Origin of the sequence: Comamonas sp. A7-5 (assembly GCF_039581385.1) — a bacterium.
Lineage (GTDB): Bacteria > Pseudomonadota > Gammaproteobacteria > Burkholderiales > Burkholderiaceae_C > Comamonas > Comamonas thiooxydans.
In genome coordinates this window covers 52,686-76,515 of the sequence record NZ_JBCPWO010000011.1, presented here as the reverse complement: position 1 = coordinate 76,515, position 23,830 = coordinate 52,686, and the positions used below count along the sequence as shown (strand labels likewise).

Here is a 23,830-nt window from a genome sequence, read left to right as displayed (position 1 = left end):
AGGCAGTGTCGGCAGGGCTTCTTACAGCATCGTGAAGGAAATTTGACGCTTTGAAACTGGGCTCAGGAACTCAGGCGCCGCGATTGCGCATCCAGTCCGCCGTGTTCATGAAGCTGGCCTTGAGGCGCGTGCGCAAGGCCTCGGGCACCTCGGTCTCGCCCATGGCCTGATCCATGCAAGCCACCCACTGGTCGCGCTCCTGGATCCCAATGGAAAACGGCATATGGCGCATGCGCAGACGCGGATGACCGAAACGATCCTGGTAATAGTCGGGGCCGCCCAGCCAGCCGCAGAGAAACCAGAACAGCTTCTGGCGCGCATCGGCCAGCGTGCTGCCATGGGCGGCGCGCAGCTCCTTGTAGCCGGGCTCCAGATCCATGAGGTCATAGAAGCGGGTCACCAGTTGCTGGACTTTCTCTTCCCCGCCTATCCATTCGTAGGGGGTATCAAACGGGGGCTTTTCTTCAATCTGCATGTGTAGCGGCTTTGCGAGTCAGTCCCGATTGTCGGACATGCGGCATGTCCATACCCGAGCGCAGGAATGCGAAAACCCCAACGGCCGTCAGCACCGTCACGCCTGCCAGCACATCGAGCAAGGTGGAAAAAGCCAGGCCATAGGCCTTGAGCAGCTCTGCGGCCGACGCATCCTGCATCAGCGCCTGCACTCCCTGCATATTGCCGGTGACCAGCATCTGGGCCACGGCCGAGCCCTGCGTCATGGAGGGCGAGAGAGCAGCCAGTTCCCGCGCCAGCAGCGCGGCCAGCGCTGCCCCGACCACTGCCAGGGCAATGCCTTCGCCTGCCACACGCACGGTGCTGAAGATGCCCGTGGCCATGCCGGCACGCTCGCGCGGCACCACCGTCACGGCCAGCCCGTCCATCAGTCCCCAGGGCAGTCCTATGCCCAGACCGATCAGCAGCAGCGGCGCGGCCATCTGCGTCAGGTCCGAGTCTGGCGCACAGCGCCCCAGCCACAGCAGGCCCGCGGCGCAGACCAGCAGCCCCGCGCCGCACAACAGGGCCGCCGACAGCCAGCGCGAGAGCCAGCCCGCCAGCAGCGGTACGAACAGCATGGGCAGCGACAGCACGAACATGCGCTGCCCGGCCGCGAGCGGTGCCAGACCTTCCACTCCGATAAAACGCAGAGGCAGCAGCACCAGCAGCACGACAAATCCATACGCGGGCGCAGCGGCCAGCAGTTGCACACCGACAAAGCGCGGATAGCGGAACAGCGACAGATCCAGCATGGGATGGGGGCTGCGTCGCTCGATCTGTACAAAGGCCGCTGCCGCCAGCAGGGCGGCCGCCAGCGGCAGCCATGTGCGGCCATGCGACCAGCCCGTTTCCGGGACTTGCAGCATGCCCCAGGTCAGCAGGGCCAGCGCCAGCGTGAACGACAGCGCGCCCGGCAGGTCCAGCCGCTGTGCCTGCGGATTGCGCGACTCCGGCATATGGTGCAGACCCAGCAGCAGCGCAGCGAATGCCGCGGCGGCTGCGCTGAGCACCACGCTGCGCCAGCCCCAGCTTTGCAGCAACCAGCCCGACAGCAATGGCCCGAAGGCCAGCCCGACACCAAAGGAGGTACCCACGAAACTGAAAGCCCGGGTACGCCTGGCACCATCGTAGGCCTGGGCCAGGCCTGCCGTGCCTGCCGCCAATGCAGCAGCCGCCCCCAGTCCCTGCAGCGCCCGCAGCAGATCGAAGCCGATGATGGCCCCCTTGCCCTGCAGGCAGACCTGCAGCAGCACGCTGCCAACCACGGCTGCCAGCCCCGCAAGAAACACACGCCGCCGCCCGTAGATGTCGGCCAGTGCTCCTGCCGCCATCAGAGTGGAGCCGAAACTCAGCATGAAGGCATTGGTGACCCAGTTCAGCGCCAGAGGGCCACCGCCCAGAGCCTCACGCAGCGCCGGCAGCGCCACGGCCGGCCCGGTAAAGCTCAGCGGCATGGCCAGCGCGGCCAGGCAGACCGACAGCAGCACCCAGACAGGCGATGCGCGGCGGGTGCAAAAAGAAAGGTCCGCGTGCGGGCGGGATGGGGAAGTGGGGCAAGACATGGAGGGCTGGCGTCGTGAATCAATCAGACATGAAAGATAAAAGCTCTCCAATGAAACGAAAATAGCGTTAGAACTCCCCACAATCCCAACCAAAGGTTGCCAATTACCATGGACAGCTTCAGCGGACTTGAGTCCTTTGTACGTGCCGCCGATCTTCTGAGCTTTGCCGAGGCCGGTCGCGCACTCGGCATCTCGGCCTCGGCCGTGGGCAAGAACGTGGCGCGCCTGGAGCAGCAGCTAGGCCTGCGCCTGTTCCATCGCACCACGCGCCAGGTTCGCCTCACTCAGGAAGGCAGCCTGTTCCACGAGCGCTGCCGGCGCATCCTCGACGAGCTGCACGATGCACGCGCCGCCATGCAGGCCGCTGCCGAGGCGCCACGCGGCCGGCTGCGCGTGAGCCTGCCCACCATCGGCTACCGTTTTCTGCTGCCCGTGCTGCCCGAATTTCAGGCCCGCTATCCCGAGGTGGAGCTGGATCTGGACTTCAACGACCATCTGGTCGATGTCGTCGAAGCCGGCCTCGATGTGGTCATCCGCAGCGGCGAGCTGGCCGACTCGCGGCTGGTGGCCCGCCGACTCGGGCCGTTTCGCTTCATTCTGGCAGCCTCGCCGGCCTATCTGTCCGAGCGCGGCCTGCCGCTGACGCCGGCCGACCTTGCCGGACACAGCAGCCTGCGCTATCGCTTTCTGAACAGCGGCAAGCTCGAAGAGTGGATGCTGCCCGGACTGCCGGCCATGCCCATCGCCCTGGTCTGCAACAATATGGAAGCCATGCTGGGCGCGGCCGTCTCAGGCCTGGGCCTGGCCTATATGCCCGACTTCCTGGCCCGCGACGCACTGGCGCGTGGCGAGCTCCAGCAGGTGCTGGCCGAGCAGCTCACGCATAGCGGGCAGTTCTCGGCACTCTGGCCCTCCAGCCGCCAGCTCTCGCCCAAGGTCAGGGCCTTTGTGGACTTTGCGAGCGAGCGGTTGTTCAAGGGCTAGCCTTAGAACATTCTTATTCCGCCGCCTGGCGCAGCGTGATCATCACGGGGCGGCTGACCACCTCGCGCAAGGCCCACCAGCCAGCCAGCCAGGCCAGCAATGCGCCCGCCAGCGCGCCCACCAGGGGCACCCACCAGAGCACATTCCACTCGAAATCAAACACCCAGCGCGCCAGCGCCCAGCCCACGGCAAGGGCCACGCAGCTGGCCAGAAAGCCGGCCATCAGGCCCACTCCGGCCAGCTCGGCGCTCTGCACCTGCTGCAGCAGGCCCGACCTGGCGCCCACGGCGCGCATGATGGCGTATTCGCGCGCTCTTTCCTCACGTGTGCCGGTGACGGAAGCAAACAGCACCACCAGCCCCGCCACCAGCGTGAAGCCGAACAGAAACTCCACGGCGCGTATGACCTGGTCCATCACCTGCTGCACCTGGGCCAGCGTGCTGCTCAGGTCGACATTGGTGATGTTGGGAAATTCATTGACCAGCGCATTGTCAAAGCCCTTGATGTCCGGCGCACGATAGGCCGCCAGATAGGTCACGGCCACGTTCTCCAGATGCTGCACGGGGTAGATCACAAAGAAATTGGCGCGCATGGAACTCCAGTCCACCTTGCGCAGGCTGGTGATGCGGGCTTCGCTTTCCTCGCCGCCGATATCGAAGCGTAGCGTGTCGCCCAGCTTCAGGCCCAGGGTCTTGGCAATGCCTTCTTCCATGCTGATCGCGCCCTGCTCGCCCGCCTGCCAGCGGCCGCCCACGATCTGGTTGTGATCCGGCATGGTTTCGGCAGTGGAGATATTGAACTCCCGGTCCACCAGGCGCTTGGCGCGATCCTCCTCATAATCATCGGGGCTGACGGCCTTGCCGTTGACGGCAATCAGCCGGCCGCGAATCATGGGATACCAGTCATAGCTGTGCACGCCAGCCTTTTTCAGCGCGGCCTGAAAGTCCTGCGCCTGATCGGGCTGGACATTGATCACAAAGCGGTCGGGCGCATTGGCAGGGGTGGCCTTGCGCCAGCTGGCAATCAGATCGGTGCGCAGCAGTACCAGCAGCACCAGGGCCAGCAGCCCCACGGCCAGCGAGCTGACCTGCACCACGGCATACACGGGCTTGGCCGAGACCTGGCGCGTGGCCATTACCAGCCATCGCGGCGCCGTGGCCTCATTGACCACCTGGCGCAGCAGCTTGACGGCCAGCCAGGCCAGGCCCGCGAACAGCAACACGGCCACGGCAAAGCCGCCCACGGCAATCAGGCCCAGCTTGATGTCGCGGCTGGCCACCATCAGCAAGGCCGCAAACCCCGTCACGCCCACGCCCAGCACCAGCCATGAGGCGGGTTTGAGCGCCCCCAGATCGCGCCGCATCACGCGCAGCGGTGGCACCTGGGCCAGCTGCAGCACGGGCGGCAGGCCAAACGCCAGCAACAGGGTCAGCCCCATGCCCATGCCGAACAATGCGGGCCACAGGCTCGCGCCAGGCAGGGCGGACTCGACCAGTCCGGCCAGCAGCCAGACAAACACATGGTGCACGGCCCAGCCCAGCAGCACGCCGGCCGCGCTGGCGGCCAGGGCAATGCTCACGAATTCCACGACATAGGCCAGGGCAATACGGCGCTGACTCTGGCCGAGCACGCGCAGCATGGCCGACGCATCGAGATGGCTGTTGGCAAAAGCACGCGCCGCCAGTGCCACGGCCACGGCCGAGAGCAGCGCCGAGAGCAGCGCCACCAGACTCAGGAACTTCTCGGCCCTGTCCAGGGTCTGGCGCATCTCGGGGCGGCCGCTTTCCAGCGATTCCACACGCACGCCATGCAGGCTCTTGGCCAGCTCCTGCGCCCAGCCCAGATAGTCCTGCGCAGCCCGTTCTGCGCCGCGCCCGGCGTCTGCCTGCGCAGCCACGGCCAGTCGATAGGTGATGCGGCTGGCCGGCTGTACCAGGCGCGTGGCGGGCAGGTCGGCGCTATTGATCATCACGCGCGGGGCAAAGCTCATAAAACCCGCGCCACGATCGGGCTCGATGGCGATGATGTGCGAGATATGAAAGCTCGCATCGCCCAGCAGCAGTCTGTCGCCGAGCTTCAGGCCCAGCGCCTCCAGCAGCGGCGCATCGACCCAGGCATGGCCGCTTTCGGGAATCGCCCGCACTTCCAGATCCGGCTGGCCCGTCCCCTGGTTCAGATGCAGCACGCCGCGCAAAGGATAGCCGGGCTCCACGCTTTTGAGCGCCACCAGACGGCTGGCACCACCCTGCTCCTGAGCGGCCCGCGCCATGGTCGGAAAGCTGGCCGTGGCCACGGTCTGCAGCCCCTGCTGCCTGGCCTGCTGCACAAAAACCACGGGAGCGGGGTTGTCGCTGACCACCACCACATCGCCGCCCAGCAACTGGCGGGCGTCACGCTGCAGGCCTGCCTGCAGGCGGTCGGCAAAAAAGCCCACCGAGCTCAGTGCCGCCACGGCCAGCAGCACGGCCACGATGATCAGGCGCAGTTCGCCAGCGCGCAGATCGCGCCAGAGATTGCGCAGCCCCAGAATCCAGACAGATGATGCTTGCATGGTCTGCACAATAGCGCAGCGGCCTGCCGCCATGCCAGAACTGCATGGCAATGTCCTGCTTGAGCGGGACGATAATCGGTGCCTTCAGACGGAGGCCAGAACGTGGAAGTGATCTTGGTGGTGGCCCTGGGGGCTGCGGTGGCAGGCTTTGTGCAAGGGCTGTCGGGCTTTGCCTTCGGCATGGTGGCCATGTCGTTCTGGGCCTGGGTGCTGGAGCCGCAGCTGGCCGCCGTGCTCTCGGTGTTTGGCTCGCTGACGGGGCAGATCATTGCGGCCTTCACCGTGCGGCGCGAATTTCACTGGAAGTCGCTGCTGCCGTTTATCGCCGGCGGTCTGGCCGGCATTCCCATGGGCGTGGCCGTGATGCCGCATCTCAATATGGACTGGTTCAAGTTCGGCCTGGGCTGTCTGCTGGTGCTGTGGTGCCCCACCATGCTGCTCAGCGCCCACCTGCCCCGGCTGACGCTGGGCGGCGGCCTGCTGGCCCGCTGCAGCGATGCGATTGCGGGGCTCATCGGCGGCGCCATGGGCGGGCTGGGCGGCTTCAGCGGCACCGTGCCCACGCTGTGGTGCACGCTGCGCGGCTTTGAGCGCCATGTGCAGCGCACGGTGATCCAGAACTTCAACCTCTCGGTGCTGGCCGTCACCATGGCCAGCTATCTGGCCACCGGCCTGGTCAAGCCCGCCATGTGGCCCTCGTTCGCCATCGTGCTGCCGGCCGTGCTGGTACCCGTGATCTTCGGCACCCGCGTCTACAAAGGCGTGAGCGATGCCCGCTTTCGCCAGATCGTGCTGAGCCTGCTGACCTGCTCGGGCATCGCCATGCTGGCGGCATCCGTGCCGCGGCTGTTCCTGGCACCCTAACGTAAAACTGCCTACGGCAAGGCTGATCGCAAGCCACTACCATCTGCGGCATGAATGCCGCGCCTACTGCCCCCACACCTGAACTGACCGCCTTTGCCCACGCCATCCCCAAGATGGAGTTGCACTGCCACCTGCTGGGCACGGTCAGAAAAAACACCTTCATCGAACTGGTGCAGCGCACCAAGGCGCCGCTGACTGCCGAAGAGATCGAGGCTTTCTACACGCGCGGCGAAAAGCCCGTGGGCGTGCTGCGCGTGCTGCGCGCACTCGACGAGTGGCTGCTGCAGACGCCGGCCGATCTGGAGCGCATTACCTATGAATATCTGCAGGATGCCGCTGCCCACCATGTGCGCTATGCCGAATTCTTCTGGAACCCCACGGGCACGGTGCAATGCTCGGGCATGAGCTATGCCGCCGCCCAGCAAGCCATCCTGGCCGGCGCCGCAGCCGCGCAAAAGGATTGCGGCATACGTGGCCGCCTGGTGCCGTCCATCGACCGCGAAGCCCCGGCCGAGGCCGCCGTGCAGATGGTGCAATGGATGCTGGACAACCGCCATGACGATGTGCCCGGCATCGGCATCGACTACCGTGAAAACGAGCGCCCGCCCGAGCTGTTTGTCGAGGCCTATGCGCTGGCGCGCCAGAACGGCCTCAAGACCACGGCCCATGCCAGCGAGTTCGGCCTGCCCTGGAACAATCTGCAAACGGCCATAGAGACTCTCAAGGTGGACCGCATCGACCACGGCTACACCGTCATCGACAACCCCGAGCTGGCCCGGCGCTGCGCCGATCTGGGCATTGTGTTCACCGTGGTGCCGACCAATTCCTACTACCTGCGCACGCTGGCACCCGAGCGCTGGGCGCTGGACCACCCGATACGCCAGATGCCCGGCCTGGGCCTTCGCGTGCATCCCAACACCGACGACCCCACGCTGCACCATGTGGACCCCACAGGGGCCTGGACCAAGATGGTCAGCGACTTTGGTTTTTCGATTGCCGACCTCAAGGACTTCATGCTCAACGGCATCGATGCGGCCTGGCTAGACGAGAGCGAAAAGCGCAGCCTGCGCCAGCAGTGGAGCGCAGAGTTCGATGCATTGAGCAGCACACACCACTTCTAATCAAATATCGCTGCAGCGCTTTCCATAAAGTGCCTTCAGCTATCAAAATCAATTCAAGCAGGCAGAACACCCGCCTCCTCTCCTAACGACCATCTGCCCTATGCCGTCAGACAAGCCCTCCAGCCTTGAAGAGATTCAGGCGTCCATTGCCAAACTCAGAGTCACCGAACAGCAGCTCGAAGCCACCGCGCAGAAGTACGAAAGCAAGATGCAGAGTTCGAGGAAATGGAACTATCTTGCCGTGGCCATGGCCGTGGTGGTCTGCGCCGTCGCATGGCTCAACCAGGCCTCGCCCTGGCTGCGCTGGGGTGTCCTGCCCGTGGTGCTTTTCATGGTGCTGTTCTTCGAAGGCATGCGTCGCCTGCTGGGCGTGACCATGCAAAGCAGCATGCGCCAGCTCAAGACCCAGATCCGCACACTGGAAACCAGGATGGCCGAGGTACAAGCCACAGTGAAAGATCAGCCATGACTGCAGCCAAACCCGTTCGCGTTCTCATGGTCTGCACCGGAAACATCTGCCGCAGCCCCACTGCCCACGGCGTGCTGGAAAAAATGGTGGCGGATGCGGGTCTTCAGCATCTGGTGCAAGTGGACTCCGCCGGCACACACGGCTATCACGTTGGCGAGGCTCCCGATGCCCGCAGCCAGCAACATGCACGCCGCCGAGGCTATGACCTCAGCGGGCAGCGTGCGCGGCAGCTGACGAAGCAGGATTTCGACGCTTTCGATCTGGTGCTGGTGATGGACAGTGCCAACGAAATCGCTGCGCGCCGCATCGCCACGCCCGCCCAGCAGCAGCGCATGAAGCGGCTGACCGACTACTGCCAGCGCTTTGACGAGCGCGAAGTGCCCGATCCCTACTATGGCGGCGACAGCGGCTTCGAGCATGTGCTCGATCTGGTGGAAGATGCCTGCCGAAATCTGCTGCAAAACATCGTCCAGAATCGCCAGACCTGAATGGAGCTCTCCATGGATTTGCCGAAATTCCGACTCAGCCCCAATGCCTATGCACTGGATCTGTTTGTGGCTGAAAGCGGTACCTGCTCCTGCTGTGGCCAAGCGCGTGAGCTCAAGTACAACAGCTCGTTTTACAGCCGCGAAGAGCCGGACTATCTCTGCCCCTGGTGTATTGCCGACGGCAGCGCGGCCAAGCACTATGAGGGCGAATTCAACGACTACCTGGGCATTGAAGGCGTGAGCGCCGATCCCGACGAACCTGACAGCATCGTCATGGATCACGTGCTGCTGCTGGAAGTCTGCGAACGCACGCCCAGCTATCACAGCTGGCAGCAGGAGCAGTGGCTGGTGCATTGCAACCAGCCCTGTGCCTTTCTTGGCTATACCGATTACGCCGAAATCCAGACCCTGCAGGCCGAGTTGCAAGCCGATATAGCCAACATGCCGGGGCGCTATCTGCAGGCCATCAGCAAGACCGGTGATCCGGTGGGCGGCTACCTGTTTCGCTGCGTGAAGTGCGGCATGCACCGGCTGCACACCGATTGCACCTGAGGCATGAACACGGACATCATGCGGGTGGAGTTCAGCCACCATATCGACGCCAGCGAAGCTGATGCCGAAGGCTTTTACGCGTACTACTACGAGTACGACATCTACCGCTTTACGCTGGGCGGCCTGAGTCTTGTGATGCGCAGCTATAGCGATACCTGGGAGCAAGCCAGCGTGCTGCGACTGGAAGAAGCCGGCAAGTCACGCCCGCTGCAGCCCAAGGATCTGAAAATGCCTCTTGTCCAACAGGCGCGGGAGCATCTGCAAAGCCTGGGCAAGCAGGAACTGCGCTGGTTCAACCCCAGGCACGCGCGCTACGACCTGCTTTGGGCAAGCCGCTGAAGCGCTCAGGCTACGGCGCACCCACCGCCAGTTCATGGCGGCCGCAGACACCCGGCACCGTAGCGTCCGGAAAATACCAGGCCATGAAGACGCTCATTCACCATTTCGTGTGCCCATGGCATGTCGGAAAAAGATACTCCATACAGGCCTGCAGCCACACATCTACGTAGAAGTCGGCGTAGTCACCCACCTCGCAAGGCTGGCCCAGCACCACGGCAGACTGCGGCAGCAGCGCCGACGCCCATGCCGGCTACCTGATACTGCCCGCGCGCAAGCCTTCGGAAAGCGCCTGGCGCAGGGCCTGGCGCTCTTGCCGCGTGGCCCGCATCAGTCGATACATGTCCGCATGGTCGATGAGGCCGGCGGTGCGCAGTCCAGCCCCTAGTTGCCGATCGCGACGCCAATACGCCAGCCGCTGTCGTCCACCGTACGGAAGCGGTCGATCTTCATGGTGCTCACTCCTTGGCGGTTTCGAGCACGCCGCGGTTGATCTGGTCGCGTTCCATGGACTCGAACAGCGCCTTGAAATTGCCCTCGCCAAAGCCTTCGCGGTAGTTGCCTTTGCGCTCGATGAACTCGAAGAACACGGGGCCCAACAGCGGCTCGGAGAAGATTTGCAACAGCAGGCGTGGCTGGCCGCCTTCGGTGGTGCCATCCAGCAAGATGCCACGGGACTGCAACTCGCCCACGGGCTGGCCGTGGCCGGGGAGGCGCTTGGCAAGGTTCTCGTAATAGATGTCGTTGGGCGCAGTCAGCAGCGGAATGCCAGCCATCTGCAGGCTGTCGATGGCCGTGGGCAGGTCTTCGCACAGCAGCGCGATGTGCTGTATGCCCTCGCCATTGAACTTCATCAGGAATTCCTCGATCTGGCCACCGCCCTGCTTGGCTTCCTCGTTCAGAGGAATGCGGATCAGGCCGTCAGGCGCAGTCATGGCCTTGGAGGTCAGGCCCGTGTACTCGCCCTGGATGTCGAAGTAGCGGATTTCCTGGAAGTTGAACAGCTTGTTGTAGAAGTCGGCCCAGTAGGCCATGCGTCCGCGATAGACGTTGTGCGTGAGGTGATCGACGACCTGGAAACCGTGGCCCTTGGGATTGCGGTCCACACCGGGCAGAAACTCGAAGTCGATGTCGTAGATGGACTTGCCGTCTTCGTAGCGATCGATCAGGTACAGCGGCGCACCACCGATACCCTTGATGGCGGGCAGGCGCAGTTCCATGGGGCCGGTGGGAATGTCCACGGGCTGGGCGCCCAGCTCCAGCGCGCGCTTGTAGGCCTTGTGCGCATCCTTGACACGGAAAGCCAGGCCGCAGGCACTGGGGCCGTGCTCGGCCGTGAAATAGGCTGCCTGACTCCTGGGCTCGCGGTTGATGATGAAATTGATACCACCCTGGCGATACAGCACCACGTCCTTGGAGCGATGCTTGGCCACCAGCGTGAAGCCCAGCTTCTCGAACAGCGGCTCCAGCACGCCGTCTGCAGGCGAGGCGAACTCGACGAACTCAAAGCCGCACAGGCCCATGGGGTTTTCGAACAAATCGGTCATGAGGAGGTTTCCTGAAAAAAATGAAGTTGATGATGGCGCGATCAGGCGGTTTTATCCAGCGCCTGGACTTCGATCTCAACGCCTACGCCAAAAACCAGCTGAGCCTGCACCAGGCTGCGCACCGGGTAACGGCCTTCCTTGAAATAGCTTGCATAGACCTTGTTGAAGGCATCGAAATGAGCCAGGTCGCTGAGCCAGATATTGGCCTTGACCACATCGTCCAGCGAGCTGCCCACCGCCTCCAGCCGCGCCGCGATGGCCTTGAGCACGGCATGTGTCTGCTCTTCGATGGGGCCGGTGAGCGGACGCTTGTCCTCGCCGAAGGGGATCTGCCCCGACAGCATCAGAAGGCCGCCTGCGCGGACTGCGGAAGAGAAGGGCATGCCGCCGGGCGCGGGATAAAAAGTTGCAGTGGAGTTCATCGAAGTGCTCTCAAGGTTCAGGTGGTTACAACAGGCTGGCGCCAAGGTCTGCGCAAGCCCTCATTCACACGACTTACGCAAATCAGGTTCGGACAAGAGCCTTTCCTCAAAAAAACAGTCCTGGTGCATCCTTGTTTGCGTAAGCCCTCATTCAATCAAACCGCAGTCTGCACCAGCCGAACGGGCTGGCGAAACACCATGCGGTACATGGCATAGACCGCCAGCACCCACACCGGAATGGCATAGGCAGAGGCACGTACTCCGGGAGTGAGCAGCATCACGACCACCACCAGCGCCATGGCCGCCAGACAGATGTAGTTGGTCAGCGGGAACAGCGGCGCCTTGAAGCTGCGCTGCGTGCCCTTGGCATCATGCAGCTTGCGGTAGTTCAGGTGCGAAATGATGATGATGGTCCAGATGATCACCAACGCCGCCGTGATCAACGAGATCAGCAGCTCGATCACGCCGGCAGGCGCCACATAGTTCAGCACCACGCAGAAGGCAGTGACGATGCCGGGGTAGACGATGGCCTTCACGGGCACACCGCGTTTGTTGACTTCAGCCAGCGACTTCGGTGCGTTGCCTTCCTGGGCCATGCCATACAGCAGACGGCTGGAGCTGTAGACCATGCTGTTGTAGACCGACAGCGTAGCGGTGAGGATCACGAAATTCAGCATATGCGCGGCCAGGTGCTCGCCCATGCCCGAGAACACCAGCACAAAGGGACTGCTGCTGTAGGTGCCGCCACCGGCCTTGAGCTGGGCCACCAGATCAGTCCAGGGCGTCAGCGACAGCAGCACGGCCATCGAGCCCACATAAAACAGCAGCACGCGCACCATGAGCTGGTTGATTGCCTTAGGGATGACCTTGCGCGGCTCTTCGGTTTCTGCAGCGGCAAAGCCCAGCATTTCCACGCCGCCGAAGGCGAACATGATGAAGGCAAAGGCCATGAACAGACCCTTGAAGCCGTTCGGCAGGAAACCGCCTTGCGTCCACAGGTTGCTGATCGTCTGCGTGGGGTTGTGCGTGGTGGACAGCAGGTAGATGCCCGTAGCGATCATCGCCACCACGGCCACGATCTTGATCAGCGCGAACCAGAACTCAAACTCGCCATAGGCCTTGACGTTGATGAAGTTCACGCCGTTGATAAGCACAAAGCAAACGGCGGCCGTCACCCAGACCGGGATATCGGGCCACCAGAACTGGATGAACTTGCCCACGGCGGTCAGCTCCAGCATGCCCACCAGCACATAGAGGGCCACGCAGTTCCAGCCCGACAGGAAACCGGCAAAGCGCCCCACGTAGCGGTTGGCGAAATAGCTGAACGAACCGGCAGAAGGCTCCTCGACCAGCATTTCGCCCAAGAAACGCATGATGAAGAAGATCAGCAGGCCGCCGATGGTATAGCCCAGCAGCACGCCAGGGCCGGCCAGCTCGATGATGCCGGCCGAGCCCAGAAACAGCCCGGTGCCTATGGTGCCGCCCAGCGCAATCAGCTGGATATGGCGGTTCTTGAGCTTGCGCTCCAGATGCCCGTTGGAGGAAGGGGTATGCATGGTTTGTCTCCTGTTATCTATATCTACCTATGCGAATCCGAAAAGCGCTTACTGCTCGGCCCGGCCACTCCACATATCCCATGCCAGCGTGAGTCCCACGCCGACGTCGCGCAGCGGGCGCGGCGGGATGTAGTTGGCAGTGCCCTCGACGAGGAAGTCGTCTATCAGCGGGTTCTTGCGGCCCAGCGCCAGGTCGGCAATCAGCATGCCGGCAGCGGTGTGGCGCACGATGCCCGAGCCGTTGCAGCAGGACGCGGCCCAGGCGTTGTCACCAATCCGGCCAAAGGCGGGCGCATGGTTGTGCGAGACCGCAAGCCAGCCCATCCAGAAATGCTCGAGTTCGATGGCCCCGAGTTGTGGAAAGCGGCGGCGCAGCAGCGCCTGGTTCATGGCCCTGGCCTTGGCGCGGCGCCCGTCAGTGGTGCGCAGGCTGGGTGAATACTCGAACCCCTGGCGGATCATCAGCCGCCGGTCGTGCGTCAGCCGTACCGTGGAACCCGCCACGCCATGCGCGGGCGTCACACCCCAGGCTGCATCCGTTCCCAGTTGAGCGATCTGGGCATCGCTGAGCGGGTGAGTGAGGCTGGCGAACAGCAGAATCGGTACCTGGCGCTCCTGGTAGACGCCGAATGACTGCGAGAACGCATTGACGGCCAGAATGGCCTTGCGCGCACGGATGCTGCCCTGGGCCGTACGGACAAAGGGAGTCGCGCCTTCGAGCTTCGCCTCGATGACCGGCGAGTTCTCGAACAGTTGCACCTGGGACGGCAGGCTGTCGGCCAGACCACGCACCAGCGCCGCGGGATTCATGAGGCGCGTGCCCGGCGTGTAGACCGCAGCCGCGTAGTAATCGGTGCCTATGCGCTGGCGCAGCGCATCACGATCCAGATATTCATGGGACTCCTGCCAGGCATCCAGATTGCGTGCATAGGGCTTGAGCGACTTCTGCGCCACCTCCTCCGTCACTGCCACGTGGTAGCGGCCGCGCTTTTGCCAGCCACAGGAGATGCTGTGCTCAGTCACTGCCCGCTCCAGTGCATCCACGGCAAAGCGGTTGACGCGGATCACGCGGCGGCCCGCCTCGACCGCAGCATCGGAAGGAGCCGAGCTGTGCGGCAAATCGATCGCGAAGCCCGAGTTGCGGCCCGAGGCGTTCTCCCCCACCACGCCTGCATCCACCACGGCGATGGAAGCATCAGGTTGCTGTTGTGCCAGCTGGCGTGCTGCCGCCAGCCCCGCATAGCCGGCGCCCACGATGACCCAGTCCACCGCCACATCGCCCTGCAGCGGCGCCTTCGGCTGGCGAGTTCCCAGCAGCGCGCTCCATCCATTGGTGCGGTCGTCGGCGGGAAGGCGGTAAACAGAGCGTGACATGGCGGTTTCCAATAAGAGCCCTCGGAAGCTGACTCGCTCTCCAAGGTCGCTGATGAACAACAATGGAGGCGGAGTCTAAAACATAAAACATTAAACGTTTAATCTTTATTTATCATGGATTACCCGAGGGTGAAATTACCCAAGCAGGCCCATCCAGCCGTCAGTGCCGGAGCGTGTAGCATCTGGTGTGGTGCGTCATCGACGCCTTATGAATCACACACGCAGCCCATGAATCAAACAGGAAGCAAAACCGCCCCCCGCCGTACCCAGGCAGAACGCAGTCAGACCACTCAGCGCAAGATCATCAAATCCGCCATACGGCTGCTACAGAAGGTTGGGTTTCAGCAGACCAATCTGCAGGAAATTGCGCGTGGCGCCAAAGTCACGCTGGGGGCGGTGCAGCACCAGTTCGGCAGCCGTCAGGCGCTGATGGAGCAGGTGGTCGATGAAATCATGGCGCCGCTGGCGGCTGCGGGCGCGGGCTGGCCCGAAGATGCCGCCCAACTGCCGCTGGAGCCGCGCGCTCGCGAATTCGTGCGCAGGGCCTGGCAAAGCGTCTATGCCCAACCCAGCTATGTGGCGACCTGGAGCATGTTTTTCGGCTGCAAGAGCACACCGCTATTCGAGCGCATCAACGCGCACCGCTCCCAGCATGACCCCGCCTCCTTCGAACACTTCGTGAAGGTTTTCCCGGAAATCGCCGAGCGCCATCCTCAGCCCAGCCACTTTGCATCTGTGGTGTTTGCTGCGCTGCGAGGCCTGGCCGTCATGCGTCTGTTCGAGATCGACGATGCAGCGGCCGAACATCAGTTGGAGGTGATCTCCCAGATGATCGTGAACGCAGGCACGATCAACCAGGCTTGAGCCGCAGGCAGCAGCGGCTTTCGCACCCTGAACAAGCCAGGCCCATATCAGCAAAATCGGCTTGAAATGCTTTCTTTACAAGCACTTTATGCTATCAAACATGAGATCCAACCTCAGGCTGTTGAGCGACGCCCCCAGTTCATCACGGCTGTACCCAGCACCGCCATGGCGCCGCCGAGCACCATGGAGCCTTCAATGCTCTCGCCCAGCAGCAGGGCAGAAAGCAGCACGCCGATCACCGGCACCAGCGTGATATAGCCCGAGGCCGCACCTGCGCCCAGCGATTTGACGCCCGCGAAGTACCATGCATAAGCCAGGGCCGTGGAGCCATAGGCCATGAAGACCATGGCAGTCCAGGCAGTGCCGCTGGCCTGAAATGCCGAAACCAGCCCCTGCGGGCCTTCCAGCACCAGGCTGGCGGCCAGAAGCAGCAAGGCGCCAAAAATGGAAGTCACGGTGGTCGCAGCCAGCGCATCCACGCCTGCCAACATGGCGCGGCCAATCAGCGTGTAGCAAACCCAGCAGGCCACGCAGCCCAGAATCAGCATCTCGCCCACCCCTACCGTTCCGTTGAGCAATTGCATGGGGTCGCCATGCGAGATGACCACCACGGCGCCGCAGGCCGCCAGCAACATGCCCAGCGCAATGGTGGCGTTGATGCGCTCCTTGAAAAGCCACACGGCGAACGCCAGCGTGACCACCGGATTGAGCGTGATGAGCAGCGCCGCCTTGCCTGCGGGCAGATGCTGCAGACCCGTGAGAAAAAAGCTGGCGTAGCCGAACACCCCGGTCGCGCCTGCGGCAAACATGCCCAGCCAGGTCTTGGCAGACCAGTGCCTGAGAGCACCCAGCCCGCCCGAGAAATACAGCCAGGGCAGCAACAGGGTCGCGGCCAACAAAAAGCGCAGTGCCGATGCGGCCAATGGCGGCATATTGAGCGCCAGAATGCGGCCTGCCGGCCAGGAAGCGCCCCACATCAGGGCCATGCCCAAAAGACGCAGATGCGCGCTCATCAAAGAGCTCTTGACGGATTCGGAAGTCATGAAGATGGCCAATAAAAAAGCCGCGGCCATTCGATCGCGGGCAGCGGCTCAGATCAGGGATCTGAAGACCCAATATACCTGCAACACATTCCGGATGGATGCATGCCGCTACCGTCTGGCGCACTGCGCTATGCCTGCACAGGCCCCATCAGCGCGGCATGCTTGTGCAGCGCCTCGCGCACCAGAGGCCGCAGCTGCGCAGCCTCGGAAGGCTCATTCAAAGCCGCCAGAATGCGAAGCCGCATGCGCGGCTCCCAGAACTTCTGGATGTGCTGGGCCACACCATCCAGCGCCTCGTCATGCTCGGGCATGGCCTCGAAGAACTCGGCTATGCGGTTGGCCATGCGGATCAGGTTGTTCACATCCATCACTGACTTCCCATCTCCAGCTGAGCCGCGGCCAGATGACCGAGCTGCTGGTCGTTGAAACGCCTGTAGCCCTGCTGCCAGCTTGAAGGCTGCGCCACGGGCAATACCTGCACGGCCGTCACCTTGTACTCGGGGCAGTTGGTGGCCCAGTCCGAACTGTCGGTGGTGATCACATTCGCGCCCGACTCGGGGAAATGGAAGGTGGTGTAGACCACGCCGGGCTGTATGCGCTCTGTCACCGTGGCGCGCAAAACCGTCTGGCCGGCGCGGCTTTCAATGCCCACCCAGTCGCCATCGCGTATGCCACGGTCCTGTGCGTCATGCGGATGAATCTCGAGCCTGTCCTCGCCATGCCACTGGTTGTTGGCCGTGCGCCGCGTCTGCGCGCCCACGTTGTACTGCGAGAGAATGCGCCCCGTGGTCAGCAGCAGCGGAAAGCGCTGCGTGACCTTTTCATCGGTGGCCACGTACTGGGTGATGATGAAGCGGCCCTTGCCACGCACGAATCTCTCCTGGTGCATGATGGCCGTGCCCGCCTCTTCAGTGCCTTCATTGCAGGGCCACTGCACGCTGCCCAGGCGCTCTATCTTCTCGTAGCTCACGCCCGCGAAAGTCGGGGTCAGTGCCGCGATCTCGGCCATGATCTCGCGCGGATGGGCGTAGTTCATGGGATAGCCCAGCGCCTTGGACAGCAGTTGCGTCACCTCCCAGTCGGCATAGCCGGCCAGCGGCTGCATGAGCTGGGTCACGCGCGAGATGCGACGCTCGGCATTGGTGAACGTGCCGTCCTTCTCCATGAAGGACGATCCGGGCAGGAACACGTGGGCGTACTTGGCGGTTTCGTTGAGGAAGATGTCCTGCACCACCACGCACTCCATGGCCGACAGCGCTGCCGTCACATGCTGGGTGTTCGGGTCGGACTGCACGATGTCCTCGCCCTCGCAGTACAGGCCCATGAAGCTGCCTTCCAGCGCAGCCTCGAACATATTGGGAATGCGCAAACCCGGCTCGGGACTGAGCTTCACGCCCCAGGCGCCTTCAAACTCGGCTCTGGTGATGCTGTCCGAAATATGGCGATAGCCCGGCAGCTCATGCGGAAAGCTGCCCATGTCGCAAGAGCCCTGGACATTGTTCTGGCCGCGCAAGGGATTCACGCCCACGCCTTCGCGCCCCACATTGCCCGTGGCCATGGCCAGATTGGCAATGCCCATGACCATGGTCGAGCCCTGGGCATGCTCGGTCACGCCCAGGCCGTAATAGATGGCGGAGTTGACCTGCTTTCCCTGCGGATGATCCGCACTGCCCAATGCATACAGCCGCGCCGCGCCGCGCACCAGCTCGGGAGCCACGCCGGTGATTTGGGCAGTTGCCTCGGGCGAGTTCTCCGGCCTGGCAACGAACTCCTTCCATTGCGCAAAGGACTTGGCATCGCAGCGCTCGTCAATATAGGCATCGGCCAGCCAGCCCTCGGTGACGATCACATGGGCCAGCGCCGTGATCATGGCCACATTGGTTCCGGGCCTCAGCTGCAGGTGGTAGTCGGCCTTGACATGGGGCGAGTTGACGAGCTCGATCTCGCGAGGGTCGATCACGATCAGGCCGGCGCCGGCACGCCGGGCGTCGCCACGCAGCCGCTTTTTCATGCGCGAGCCGAATACCGGATGCGCCGCCGTGGGATTGGCGCCTATCACCATGATCACATCGGAGTGCTCGACCGACTTGAAGGTCTGCGTGCCTGCCGATGTGCCATAGGTCTGGCCCAGGCCATAGCCCGTGGGCGAGTGACAGACACGCGCACAGGTATCGACATTGTTGTTGCCGAAGGCCGCGCGGATCAGCTTTTGCACCAGATAGGTTTCCTCATTGGTGCAGCGCGACGAGGTGATGCCGCCAATCGAGTCCCTGCCATGCTTGGCCTGGACGCGGCGGAACTCGCTGGCCGCGTGGGCAATGGCCTCCTCCCAGCTCACTTCGCGCCAGGGATCGGTGATCTTCGCGCGGATCATGGGTTGAGTGATACGGTCCTTGTGCGTGGCATAGCCCCAGGCAAAACGCCCCTTGACGCAGGCATGGCCTTCGTTGGCCCTGCCGTCCTTCCAGGGCACCATGCGCACCACCTGCTCGCCCTTCATCTCGGCCTTGAAGCCGCAGCCCACGCCGCAGTAGGCGCAAGTCGTGATCTCGCTGTGCTCGCTCTGCCCCAGCTCGACCACGGTCTTTTCCTGCAGCGTGGCCGTGGGACAGGCCTGCACGCAGGCGCCGCAGCTCACGCAGTCGCTGGCCATGAAGCCGTCGCCCTGGCCTGCCGTGATGCGAGACTCGAAACCGCGTCCGCTGATCGTCAGCGCAAACGTGCCCTGCGTTTCCTCGCAGGCGCGCACGCAGCGATTGCAGACAATGCACTTGCTGGGGTCGTAGTTGAAATAGGGATTGGAGGTATCGACCTCGGCCCTGGCCTCGCCCTTGAAGTGGTTGGCTCCATCCATGCCATAGCGCACCTCGCGCAGACCGACCACTCCGGCCATGTCCTGCAGCTCGCAGTCGCCGTTGGAAGAGCAGGTCAGGCAATCGAGCGGGTGGTCGGAGATATAGAGCTCCATCACGCCCTTGCGCAGCTCCTGCAGCTGCGGACTCTGGGTGCGCACCTTCATGCCCGCTTCGGCAGGCGTGGTGCAGGACGCAGGAAAGCCCTTGCGCCCCTCGATCTGTACCAGACACAGCCGGCAGGAACCAAAGGGCTCCAGCGAATCCGTGGCACAGAGCTTGGGCACCTTGATGCCGCCATCGACGGCGGCGCGCATCAGCGATGTGCCCTTGGGCACGGTGACCTCGCGGCCGTCGATATGCAACGTGACCAGTTCCTCGGACAGGCTGGCAGGCGTTCCGCAATCGGTGTTCTTCAGATGTTCCAGCATGGCTCTCTCCTCAGGCGGGGTTCACGGTCTGCACGGGCTCGATACCGAAGTCCTGCGGGTAGTGCTGTAGCGCAGAGCGCACCGGATAGGGGGTCATGCCGCCCATGGCGCACAGGCTGCCATGCTGCATGGTGTCGCACAGGCTCTCGAGCAGCGCCACATTGGCCGCATGCTCTGCACCGCCTTGACGCGTGATGCGGTCTATCACCTCCACTCCCCGCGTGGAGCCGATGCGGCAGGGCGTGCACTTGCCGCAGGACTCGATGGCGCAGAACTCCATGGCATAGCGCGCCAACTGCGCCATATCGGCGCTGTCGTCATGCACGACCAGACCGCCATGGCCGACCACATTGCCCTTGGCGGCATAGGCTTCGTAGTCCAGCGGATCATCCCAGTTCTCGGGCGCCACATAGCTGCCCAGCGGGCCGCCAACCTGAATGGCCTTGACGGGCCGACCGCTGGCCGTGCCGCCGCCAAAGTCCTGCACCAGCTCGCGCAGCGTGAGGCCGAAAGCTTTTTCCACCAGTCCGCCATGCGCGATATTGCCCGCGAGCTGGAACGGCAGCGTGCCGCGCGAGCGCCCCATGCCATAGCCCTGATAGAAGGCCGCGCCCCTGGCAAGGATGATGGGTACGGTCGCCAGCGTGATCACATTGTTGATGACCGTGGGCTTGCCGAACAGGCCTTCGATTGCGGGCAGCGGCGGCTTGGCGCGCACAATGCCGCGCTTGCCTTCGATGCTCTCCAGCATGGCGGTCTCTTCGCCGCAGACATAGCTGCCCGCTCCCTTGCGCACCTGCAGGTAGAACGCCTTGCCGCTGCCGGCCACATTGGCGCCCAGCCAGCCCGCCGCACTGGCACGTGCAATCGCCTCGTTCAGCATCACAATCGAGTGCGGATATTCGCTGCGCACATAGATATAGCCCTGAGTCGCACCCACGGCCAGACCAGCGATCGCCATGCCTTCAATCAGGCAGAACGGGTCGCCCTCCATCAGCAGACGGTCAGCGAACGTGCCTGAATCGCCTTCGTCGGCATTGCAGGCAATGTATTTCTGCGGCCCTGGTGCAGCAGCAACGGTCTTCCATTTGATCCCCGCGGGAAATGCCGCCCCGCCGCGACCACGCAGGCCGGAGTCCAGCACCTGCTGGACGATGGCTTCGGGCGCCATGGCTGCAGCGGCCCTGAGGCCTTGCCAGCCGCCATGGGCCTCGTAATCCCGCAGGCTCAGCGGATCGACGATGCCCACGCGCGCAAAAGTCAGACGCTCCTGCCGTGCCAGATAAGGCATCTGTTCGGTCAGCCCATGGCATAGCGCATGGGACCGCCCCTGCAGCATGCCGGCGTCCAGCAGACCCGGCACGTCAGCCACCTGAACCGGGCCGTAGGCCACGCGGCCCTGTGCAGTCTCGACCTCGACCAGGGTCTCCAGCCACAGCAAGCCGCGCGAGCCGTTGCGTACCAACTCCACCGCCAGGCCTCGCGCCTCGCACTCGCGCTGCAGTGCCTGGGCCACCGCATCCGCGCCCACGGCCAGGGCTGCGGCATCGCGCGGCACATAGATGCGTGCGGCAGCAAAAGCTTCATTTTCGATAGCTGCTTGCGCTTCATCTGCCTTGGCTTCAAGTCGTTTTTGCTGTATTTCCTCCAGCAGGGCATCGAGCCGGTCCGCAGTCATTCGCGCATGGACTTCGCTCTCATCGACCATCACGGCCGGCGACTGGGCGCACAGCCCCAGGCAGTAGACAGGCTCCAGCGTCACGCTGCCATCGGCGCTCGTGCCATGGGCCTGGCAGCCCAGTGTCTCTTGCGCATGGGCGAACAGTGCATCGCCACCACGCGACTTGCAAGCTTCGGCCCGACAGATCTGGATCAGCGTCCTGCCATGCGGCTGCTCGCGCAAATGCGGGTAATAGCTGACGACACCATGGACCTCGGCACGCGAAAGATTCAGGGCCTCGGCAATGGCGGGCACGGCGGCGCGCGGGATGAAGCCCAGGCTGTCCTGCAGGGAATGAAGCAGTGGCAGCAGGCCACCGGGTTCCTGGCCAAAGCGGGCCAGACAGTGCGTCAGGGCGTCCTGCTGTTCGGGGCTGAGCAGCTGCTCAGACTCCTGCGGCTGCTCAATAGGGTGATGGGGCATGGGGCGACCTTGTTATGAGGGCGCACCAGCGCCCTTTGTCTCATGCCGTATTTCAGCCCCGGCCGTATCTCAGGTCAAATTCTTTGAATTGATGACGCGATTCAAATTGCAAATCAGCGCACGGCCCCGGCAAAGCTCGCACATTGCTGGCGCCAGGCCTGGGACTGCATAAGCGCCAGCGCGGCCTGCTGCGCGCGGGTCGCCTGCTCCTGCGAAGGGGTCAGGAAAGCAATGGCCGTCTGCACCTTGGGCGCAATCAGAGGACGCACCGAGATCCGGGCCGACTCGGGCAGCGTCGCCACCAGCGCACCGGGCAGCACGCTGTGCAGACCGCCTTCGGTCACGGCCAGCATCAGGCTCAGCACGGAATTGGTCTCCATGGCTGCACTGACCTCGCAGCCGGCTGCCACAAAGCTCTGGTCCACAATCAGCCGGTTATGCATGTCCGGCGTCAAAAGACATAGCGGCAGCCTGGCCGCCTGAGCCCATTTCACAGGTTTCTGGCTCTGCTCCTCAGCCGCAGGACTGAGCAGGAAATAATGCTCCTGATACTGCGGCCAGACGGTGATGCGGGTGCTGCGTGCCGTGCGGCGGCCCGACTCCAGCCTTTCGCTGTAGCCCAGGGCCAGATCTAGCGAGAGATCTTCGAGTCCGGTTTCGATCTCAAGCGAGCTCATGGAGAGCACCATGGGCGTGATGCCCGGGTGCTGGACCCGCAGCAGCGCGGCAAAGCGCGTCAGCATGGGGATGGCCGTAGGCACGGCAGCCATGCGCAGCAGACCCTTGAGCTGGCCGGCTGCGGCGCTCAGATCCTGTCTCAGCGCCTCCTCGGCCCTGAGCATGGACAGTGCCGTGGCCAGCACCTGCTCGCCCTCGGGAGTCAGCCCGCCAAACACGCGGCCGCGCCTAACGATGACGGCACCGAACTCGTCCTCCAGCGCCTTGAGCGCATTGGACAGTGCAGGCTGCGTGATATGGCAGGCCTGCGCCGCCCTTGCGAAATGGCGGTGCTCGTTGAGCGCCACCAGATAACGCATGGAGGTCAGAAGGTTCATCAGGTATTGCTGCTCACCGTGATCGTGGGGAACTTGCTGGAGAAGTCCTTGGCCTTGAGAGCCACCTTCACGGCCAGATCGCGTGCCACCTTTTTGTAGACCTGTGCGGCTTCGCTCTCGGGCTCGGCCACCACCGTGGGCTTGCCGCTGTCGGCCTGCAGACGGATCTGCAGCGACAGGGGAAGCGCCCCCAGATAGTCGATGTTCTGCTCGCCTGCCATCTTCTTGCCGCCGTCGGCGCCAAAGATATGTTCGACATGGCCGCAGTTGGTGCAGACATGGGCAGCCATGTTTTCGACCAGGCCGAGAATCGGCACGCCGACCTTCTCGAACATCTGAATGCCCTTCTTGGCATCGATCAGGGCGATGTCCTGGGGCGTGGTCACCACCACGGCACCCGTCATGGGCACGCGCTGGGACAGCGTCAGCTGGATGTCGCCGGTTCCGGGCGGCATGTCGACCAGCAGATAGTCCAGATCCTTCCAGTTGGTCTGGCGCAGCATCTGCTCCAGCGCCTGGGTGGCCATGGGGCCGCGCCAGATCATGGCCTGGTCGTTGTTGACCAGCAGACCGATGGACATGACCTGGACGCCATGGTTCTCCAGCGGCTCCATGGTCTTGCCATCATGGCTTTCGGGCTTGCCCGAAACACCCATCATCATGGGCTGGCTGGGGCCGTAGATGTCGGCATCCAGAATGCCCACGCGAGCACCTTCGGCGGCCAGCGCCAGCGCCAGATTGGCCGTGGTCGTGCTCTTGCCCACGCCGCCCTTGCCGGACGAGATGGCGATGATGTTCTTCACGCCGGGCAGCAACTGCACGCCACGCTGCACGGCATGCGAGGCCACCTTGGTGGTGATGTTGACCGAGACATTGCCCACGCCCGCCACAGTCCTGGCCGCAGCGATGAACTGGCTGCGCAGGGCAGGCTGCAGGCTCTGGGCCGGATAGCCCATCTCCACATCGAACGAGACGTCGTCACCGGCAATCTGCAGATTGCGCAGGGCGCGCGTGCTCACAAAGTCCTTGCCTGTGTGCGGATCAAGCACGGTGGCCAGCGCGCTCAGAAGCGCTTGTTCTGTAACAGCCATTGGATTTAGTTTTCCAGAGGTTTCTTCAAT

Annotated in this window: 21 protein-coding genes; 8 read left to right on the top strand and 13 right to left on the bottom strand. The window is 63.6% G+C overall.

Translation table 11 applies throughout. From position 1 onward, the window contains the following. Window positions 1-70: 70 nt before the first annotated feature. Both AAIL67_RS17960 and AAIL67_RS17955 read right to left on the bottom strand, forming a co-directional pair. Complete coding sequence (locus AAIL67_RS17960; protein ID WP_003065899.1) at window positions 71-475, bottom strand: group II truncated hemoglobin; 405 nt, start codon at window positions 473-475, stop codon at window positions 71-73. Beyond that, window positions 465-1,949 (bottom strand): MFS transporter, encoded by a 1,485-nt coding sequence (locus AAIL67_RS17955; protein WP_343484528.1) that lies wholly within the window; start codon window positions 1,947-1,949, stop codon window positions 465-467. The genes AAIL67_RS17960 and AAIL67_RS17955 overlap by 11 nt, the downstream gene beginning before the upstream one ends. 216 nt (window positions 1,950-2,165) lie before the next feature. Here AAIL67_RS17955 and AAIL67_RS17950 point away from each other — a divergent pair, with 216 nt between their 5' ends. Then, window positions 2,166-3,041: a LysR family transcriptional regulator gene (locus tag AAIL67_RS17950; protein WP_034391633.1), complete on the top strand. Its 876-nt coding sequence runs from the start codon at window positions 2,166-2,168 to the stop codon at window positions 3,039-3,041. Between the two features lie 13 nt (window positions 3,042-3,054). Here AAIL67_RS17950 and AAIL67_RS17945 read toward each other — a convergent pair whose 3' ends face one another. Further along, on the bottom strand, window positions 3,055-5,625 hold the full coding sequence (locus AAIL67_RS17945; protein WP_343484502.1) for an FtsX-like permease family protein: 2,571 nt from the start codon (window positions 5,623-5,625) through the stop codon (window positions 3,055-3,057). A 45-nt stretch (window positions 5,626-5,670) separates the two neighbouring features. On the opposite strand from AAIL67_RS17945, the gene AAIL67_RS17940 reads away from it, so the two are divergent. From AAIL67_RS17940 to AAIL67_RS17915, 6 genes are all read left to right on the top strand, one after another. Next, window positions 5,671-6,456, top strand: coding sequence for a sulfite exporter TauE/SafE family protein (locus AAIL67_RS17940; RefSeq protein WP_034391635.1), 786 nt, complete (start codon window positions 5,671-5,673; stop codon window positions 6,454-6,456). Between the two features lie 50 nt (window positions 6,457-6,506). Continuing rightward, window positions 6,507-7,577 carry an adenosine deaminase gene (locus AAIL67_RS17935; RefSeq protein ID WP_343484501.1) on the top strand — a complete coding sequence of 357 codons (1,071 nt, stop codon included), beginning with the start codon at window positions 6,507-6,509 and terminating at the stop codon, window positions 7,575-7,577. Between the two features lie 100 nt (window positions 7,578-7,677). Then, window positions 7,678-8,046: a hypothetical protein gene (locus tag AAIL67_RS17930; protein WP_003065886.1), complete on the top strand. Its 369-nt coding sequence runs from the start codon at window positions 7,678-7,680 to the stop codon at window positions 8,044-8,046. Then, window positions 8,043-8,534, top strand: a complete 492-nt coding sequence (locus tag AAIL67_RS17925; protein WP_080747099.1) for a low molecular weight protein-tyrosine-phosphatase — start codon at window positions 8,043-8,045, stop codon at window positions 8,532-8,534. Before AAIL67_RS17930 ends, AAIL67_RS17925 begins: the two co-directional genes overlap by 4 nt. Window positions 8,535-8,546: 12 nt before the next feature. Continuing rightward, window positions 8,547-9,086: a CbrC family protein gene (locus AAIL67_RS17920; RefSeq protein ID WP_343484500.1), complete on the top strand. Its 540-nt coding sequence runs from the start codon at window positions 8,547-8,549 to the stop codon at window positions 9,084-9,086. A 3-nt stretch (window positions 9,087-9,089) separates the two neighbouring features. Continuing rightward, window positions 9,090-9,425, top strand: coding sequence for a hypothetical protein (locus AAIL67_RS17915; protein ID WP_343484499.1), 336 nt, complete (start codon window positions 9,090-9,092; stop codon window positions 9,423-9,425). Between the two features lie 455 nt (window positions 9,426-9,880). On the opposite strand, the gene hppD is transcribed toward AAIL67_RS17915, so the two are convergent. The 4 genes from hppD to AAIL67_RS17895 form a co-directional block, all read right to left on the bottom strand. Then, a complete protein-coding gene (gene hppD / locus AAIL67_RS17910) occupies window positions 9,881-10,969 on the bottom strand; it encodes a 4-hydroxyphenylpyruvate dioxygenase (protein WP_003065874.1) in 1,089 nt (362 codons plus the stop codon). A gap of 41 nt (window positions 10,970-11,010) precedes the next feature. Then, on the bottom strand, window positions 11,011-11,391 hold the full coding sequence (locus AAIL67_RS17905) for a RidA family protein (protein ID WP_003065871.1): 381 nt from the start codon (window positions 11,389-11,391) through the stop codon (window positions 11,011-11,013). 155 nt (window positions 11,392-11,546) lie between these two features. Continuing rightward, on the bottom strand, window positions 11,547-12,947 hold the full coding sequence (locus tag AAIL67_RS17900; protein WP_003065869.1) for an amino acid permease: 1,401 nt from the start codon (window positions 12,945-12,947) through the stop codon (window positions 11,547-11,549). Between the two features lie 48 nt (window positions 12,948-12,995). Then, window positions 12,996-14,321 (bottom strand): FAD-binding oxidoreductase, encoded by a 1,326-nt coding sequence (locus AAIL67_RS17895; RefSeq protein ID WP_063665005.1) that lies wholly within the window; start codon window positions 14,319-14,321, stop codon window positions 12,996-12,998. 228 nt (window positions 14,322-14,549) lie between these two features. Between AAIL67_RS17895 and AAIL67_RS17890 the strand changes: the two genes are divergently transcribed. Further along, on the top strand, window positions 14,550-15,185 hold the full coding sequence (locus AAIL67_RS17890; RefSeq protein ID WP_034355669.1) for a TetR/AcrR family transcriptional regulator: 636 nt from the start codon (window positions 14,550-14,552) through the stop codon (window positions 15,183-15,185). A gap of 113 nt (window positions 15,186-15,298) precedes the next feature. Here the strand turns inward: AAIL67_RS17890 and AAIL67_RS17885 are convergent, their stop codons facing one another. The 6 genes from AAIL67_RS17885 to apbC all read right to left on the bottom strand — a co-directional run bounded on the left by AAIL67_RS17885 (window position 15,299) and on the right by apbC (window position 23,800). Next, window positions 15,299-16,228 (bottom strand): DMT family transporter, encoded by a 930-nt coding sequence (locus AAIL67_RS17885; RefSeq protein ID WP_197483987.1) that lies wholly within the window; start codon window positions 16,226-16,228, stop codon window positions 15,299-15,301. 128 nt (window positions 16,229-16,356) lie between these two features. Next, complete coding sequence (locus tag AAIL67_RS17880; protein ID WP_343484498.1) at window positions 16,357-16,596, bottom strand: formate dehydrogenase subunit delta; 240 nt, start codon at window positions 16,594-16,596, stop codon at window positions 16,357-16,359. Beyond that, on the bottom strand, window positions 16,596-19,511 hold the full coding sequence (fdhF, locus tag AAIL67_RS17875; RefSeq protein WP_343484497.1) for a formate dehydrogenase subunit alpha: 2,916 nt from the start codon (window positions 19,509-19,511) through the stop codon (window positions 16,596-16,598). The genes AAIL67_RS17880 and fdhF overlap by 1 nt, the downstream gene beginning before the upstream one ends. 10 nt (window positions 19,512-19,521) lie before the next feature. Next, window positions 19,522-21,654, bottom strand: a complete 2,133-nt coding sequence (locus AAIL67_RS17870; RefSeq protein WP_343484496.1) for a formate dehydrogenase subunit gamma — start codon at window positions 21,652-21,654, stop codon at window positions 19,522-19,524. 113 nt (window positions 21,655-21,767) lie between these two features. Beyond that, window positions 21,768-22,709: a LysR family transcriptional regulator gene (locus AAIL67_RS17865; RefSeq protein ID WP_063665002.1), complete on the bottom strand. Its 942-nt coding sequence runs from the start codon at window positions 22,707-22,709 to the stop codon at window positions 21,768-21,770. Further along, window positions 22,709-23,800: an iron-sulfur cluster carrier protein ApbC gene (gene apbC / locus AAIL67_RS17860; protein WP_003065831.1), complete on the bottom strand. Its 1,092-nt coding sequence runs from the start codon at window positions 23,798-23,800 to the stop codon at window positions 22,709-22,711. The genes AAIL67_RS17865 and apbC overlap by 1 nt, the downstream gene beginning before the upstream one ends. Window positions 23,801-23,830: the final 30 nt, after the last annotated feature.

Coding starts and splice junctions, on each gene's coding strand:
- apbC (WP_003065831.1), bottom strand. CDS start 23,800: ATGGCTGTTACAGAACAAGCGCTTCTGAGCGCGCTGGCCACCGTGCTT.
- AAIL67_RS17925 (WP_080747099.1), top strand. CDS start 8,043: ATGACTGCAGCCAAACCCGTTCGCGTTCTCATGGTCTGCACCGGAAAC.
- AAIL67_RS17890 (WP_034355669.1), top strand. CDS start 14,550: ATGAATCAAACAGGAAGCAAAACCGCCCCCCGCCGTACCCAGGCAGAA.
- AAIL67_RS17935 (WP_343484501.1), top strand. CDS start 6,507: ATGAATGCCGCGCCTACTGCCCCCACACCTGAACTGACCGCCTTTGCC.
- AAIL67_RS17950 (WP_034391633.1), top strand. CDS start 2,166: ATGGACAGCTTCAGCGGACTTGAGTCCTTTGTACGTGCCGCCGATCTT.
- AAIL67_RS17905 (WP_003065871.1), bottom strand. CDS start 11,391: ATGAACTCCACTGCAACTTTTTATCCCGCGCCCGGCGGCATGCCCTTC.
- AAIL67_RS17880 (WP_343484498.1), bottom strand. CDS start 16,596: ATGGATGTGAACAACCTGATCCGCATGGCCAACCGCATAGCCGAGTTC.
- hppD (WP_003065874.1), bottom strand. CDS start 10,969: ATGACCGATTTGTTCGAAAACCCCATGGGCCTGTGCGGCTTTGAGTTC.
- AAIL67_RS17885 (WP_197483987.1), bottom strand. CDS start 16,228: ATGACTTCCGAATCCGTCAAGAGCTCTTTGATGAGCGCGCATCTGCGT.
- AAIL67_RS17960 (WP_003065899.1), bottom strand. CDS start 475: ATGCAGATTGAAGAAAAGCCCCCGTTTGATACCCCCTACGAATGGATA.
- AAIL67_RS17955 (WP_343484528.1), bottom strand. CDS start 1,949: ATGCCGCTGAGCTTTACCGGGCCGGCCGTGGCGCTGCCGGCGCTGCGT.
- AAIL67_RS17865 (WP_063665002.1), bottom strand. CDS start 22,709: ATGAACCTTCTGACCTCCATGCGTTATCTGGTGGCGCTCAACGAGCAC.
- AAIL67_RS17870 (WP_343484496.1), bottom strand. CDS start 21,654: ATGCCCCATCACCCTATTGAGCAGCCGCAGGAGTCTGAGCAGCTGCTC.
- fdhF (WP_343484497.1), bottom strand. CDS start 19,511: ATGCTGGAACATCTGAAGAACACCGATTGCGGAACGCCTGCCAGCCTG.
- AAIL67_RS17895 (WP_063665005.1), bottom strand. CDS start 14,321: ATGTCACGCTCTGTTTACCGCCTTCCCGCCGACGACCGCACCAATGGA.
- AAIL67_RS17930 (WP_003065886.1), top strand. CDS start 7,678: ATGCCGTCAGACAAGCCCTCCAGCCTTGAAGAGATTCAGGCGTCCATT.
- AAIL67_RS17945 (WP_343484502.1), bottom strand. CDS start 5,625: ATGGCGGCAGGCCGCTGCGCTATTGTGCAGACCATGCAAGCATCATCT.
- AAIL67_RS17920 (WP_343484500.1), top strand. CDS start 8,547: ATGGATTTGCCGAAATTCCGACTCAGCCCCAATGCCTATGCACTGGAT.
- AAIL67_RS17900 (WP_003065869.1), bottom strand. CDS start 12,947: ATGCATACCCCTTCCTCCAACGGGCATCTGGAGCGCAAGCTCAAGAAC.
- AAIL67_RS17915 (WP_343484499.1), top strand. CDS start 9,090: ATGAACACGGACATCATGCGGGTGGAGTTCAGCCACCATATCGACGCC.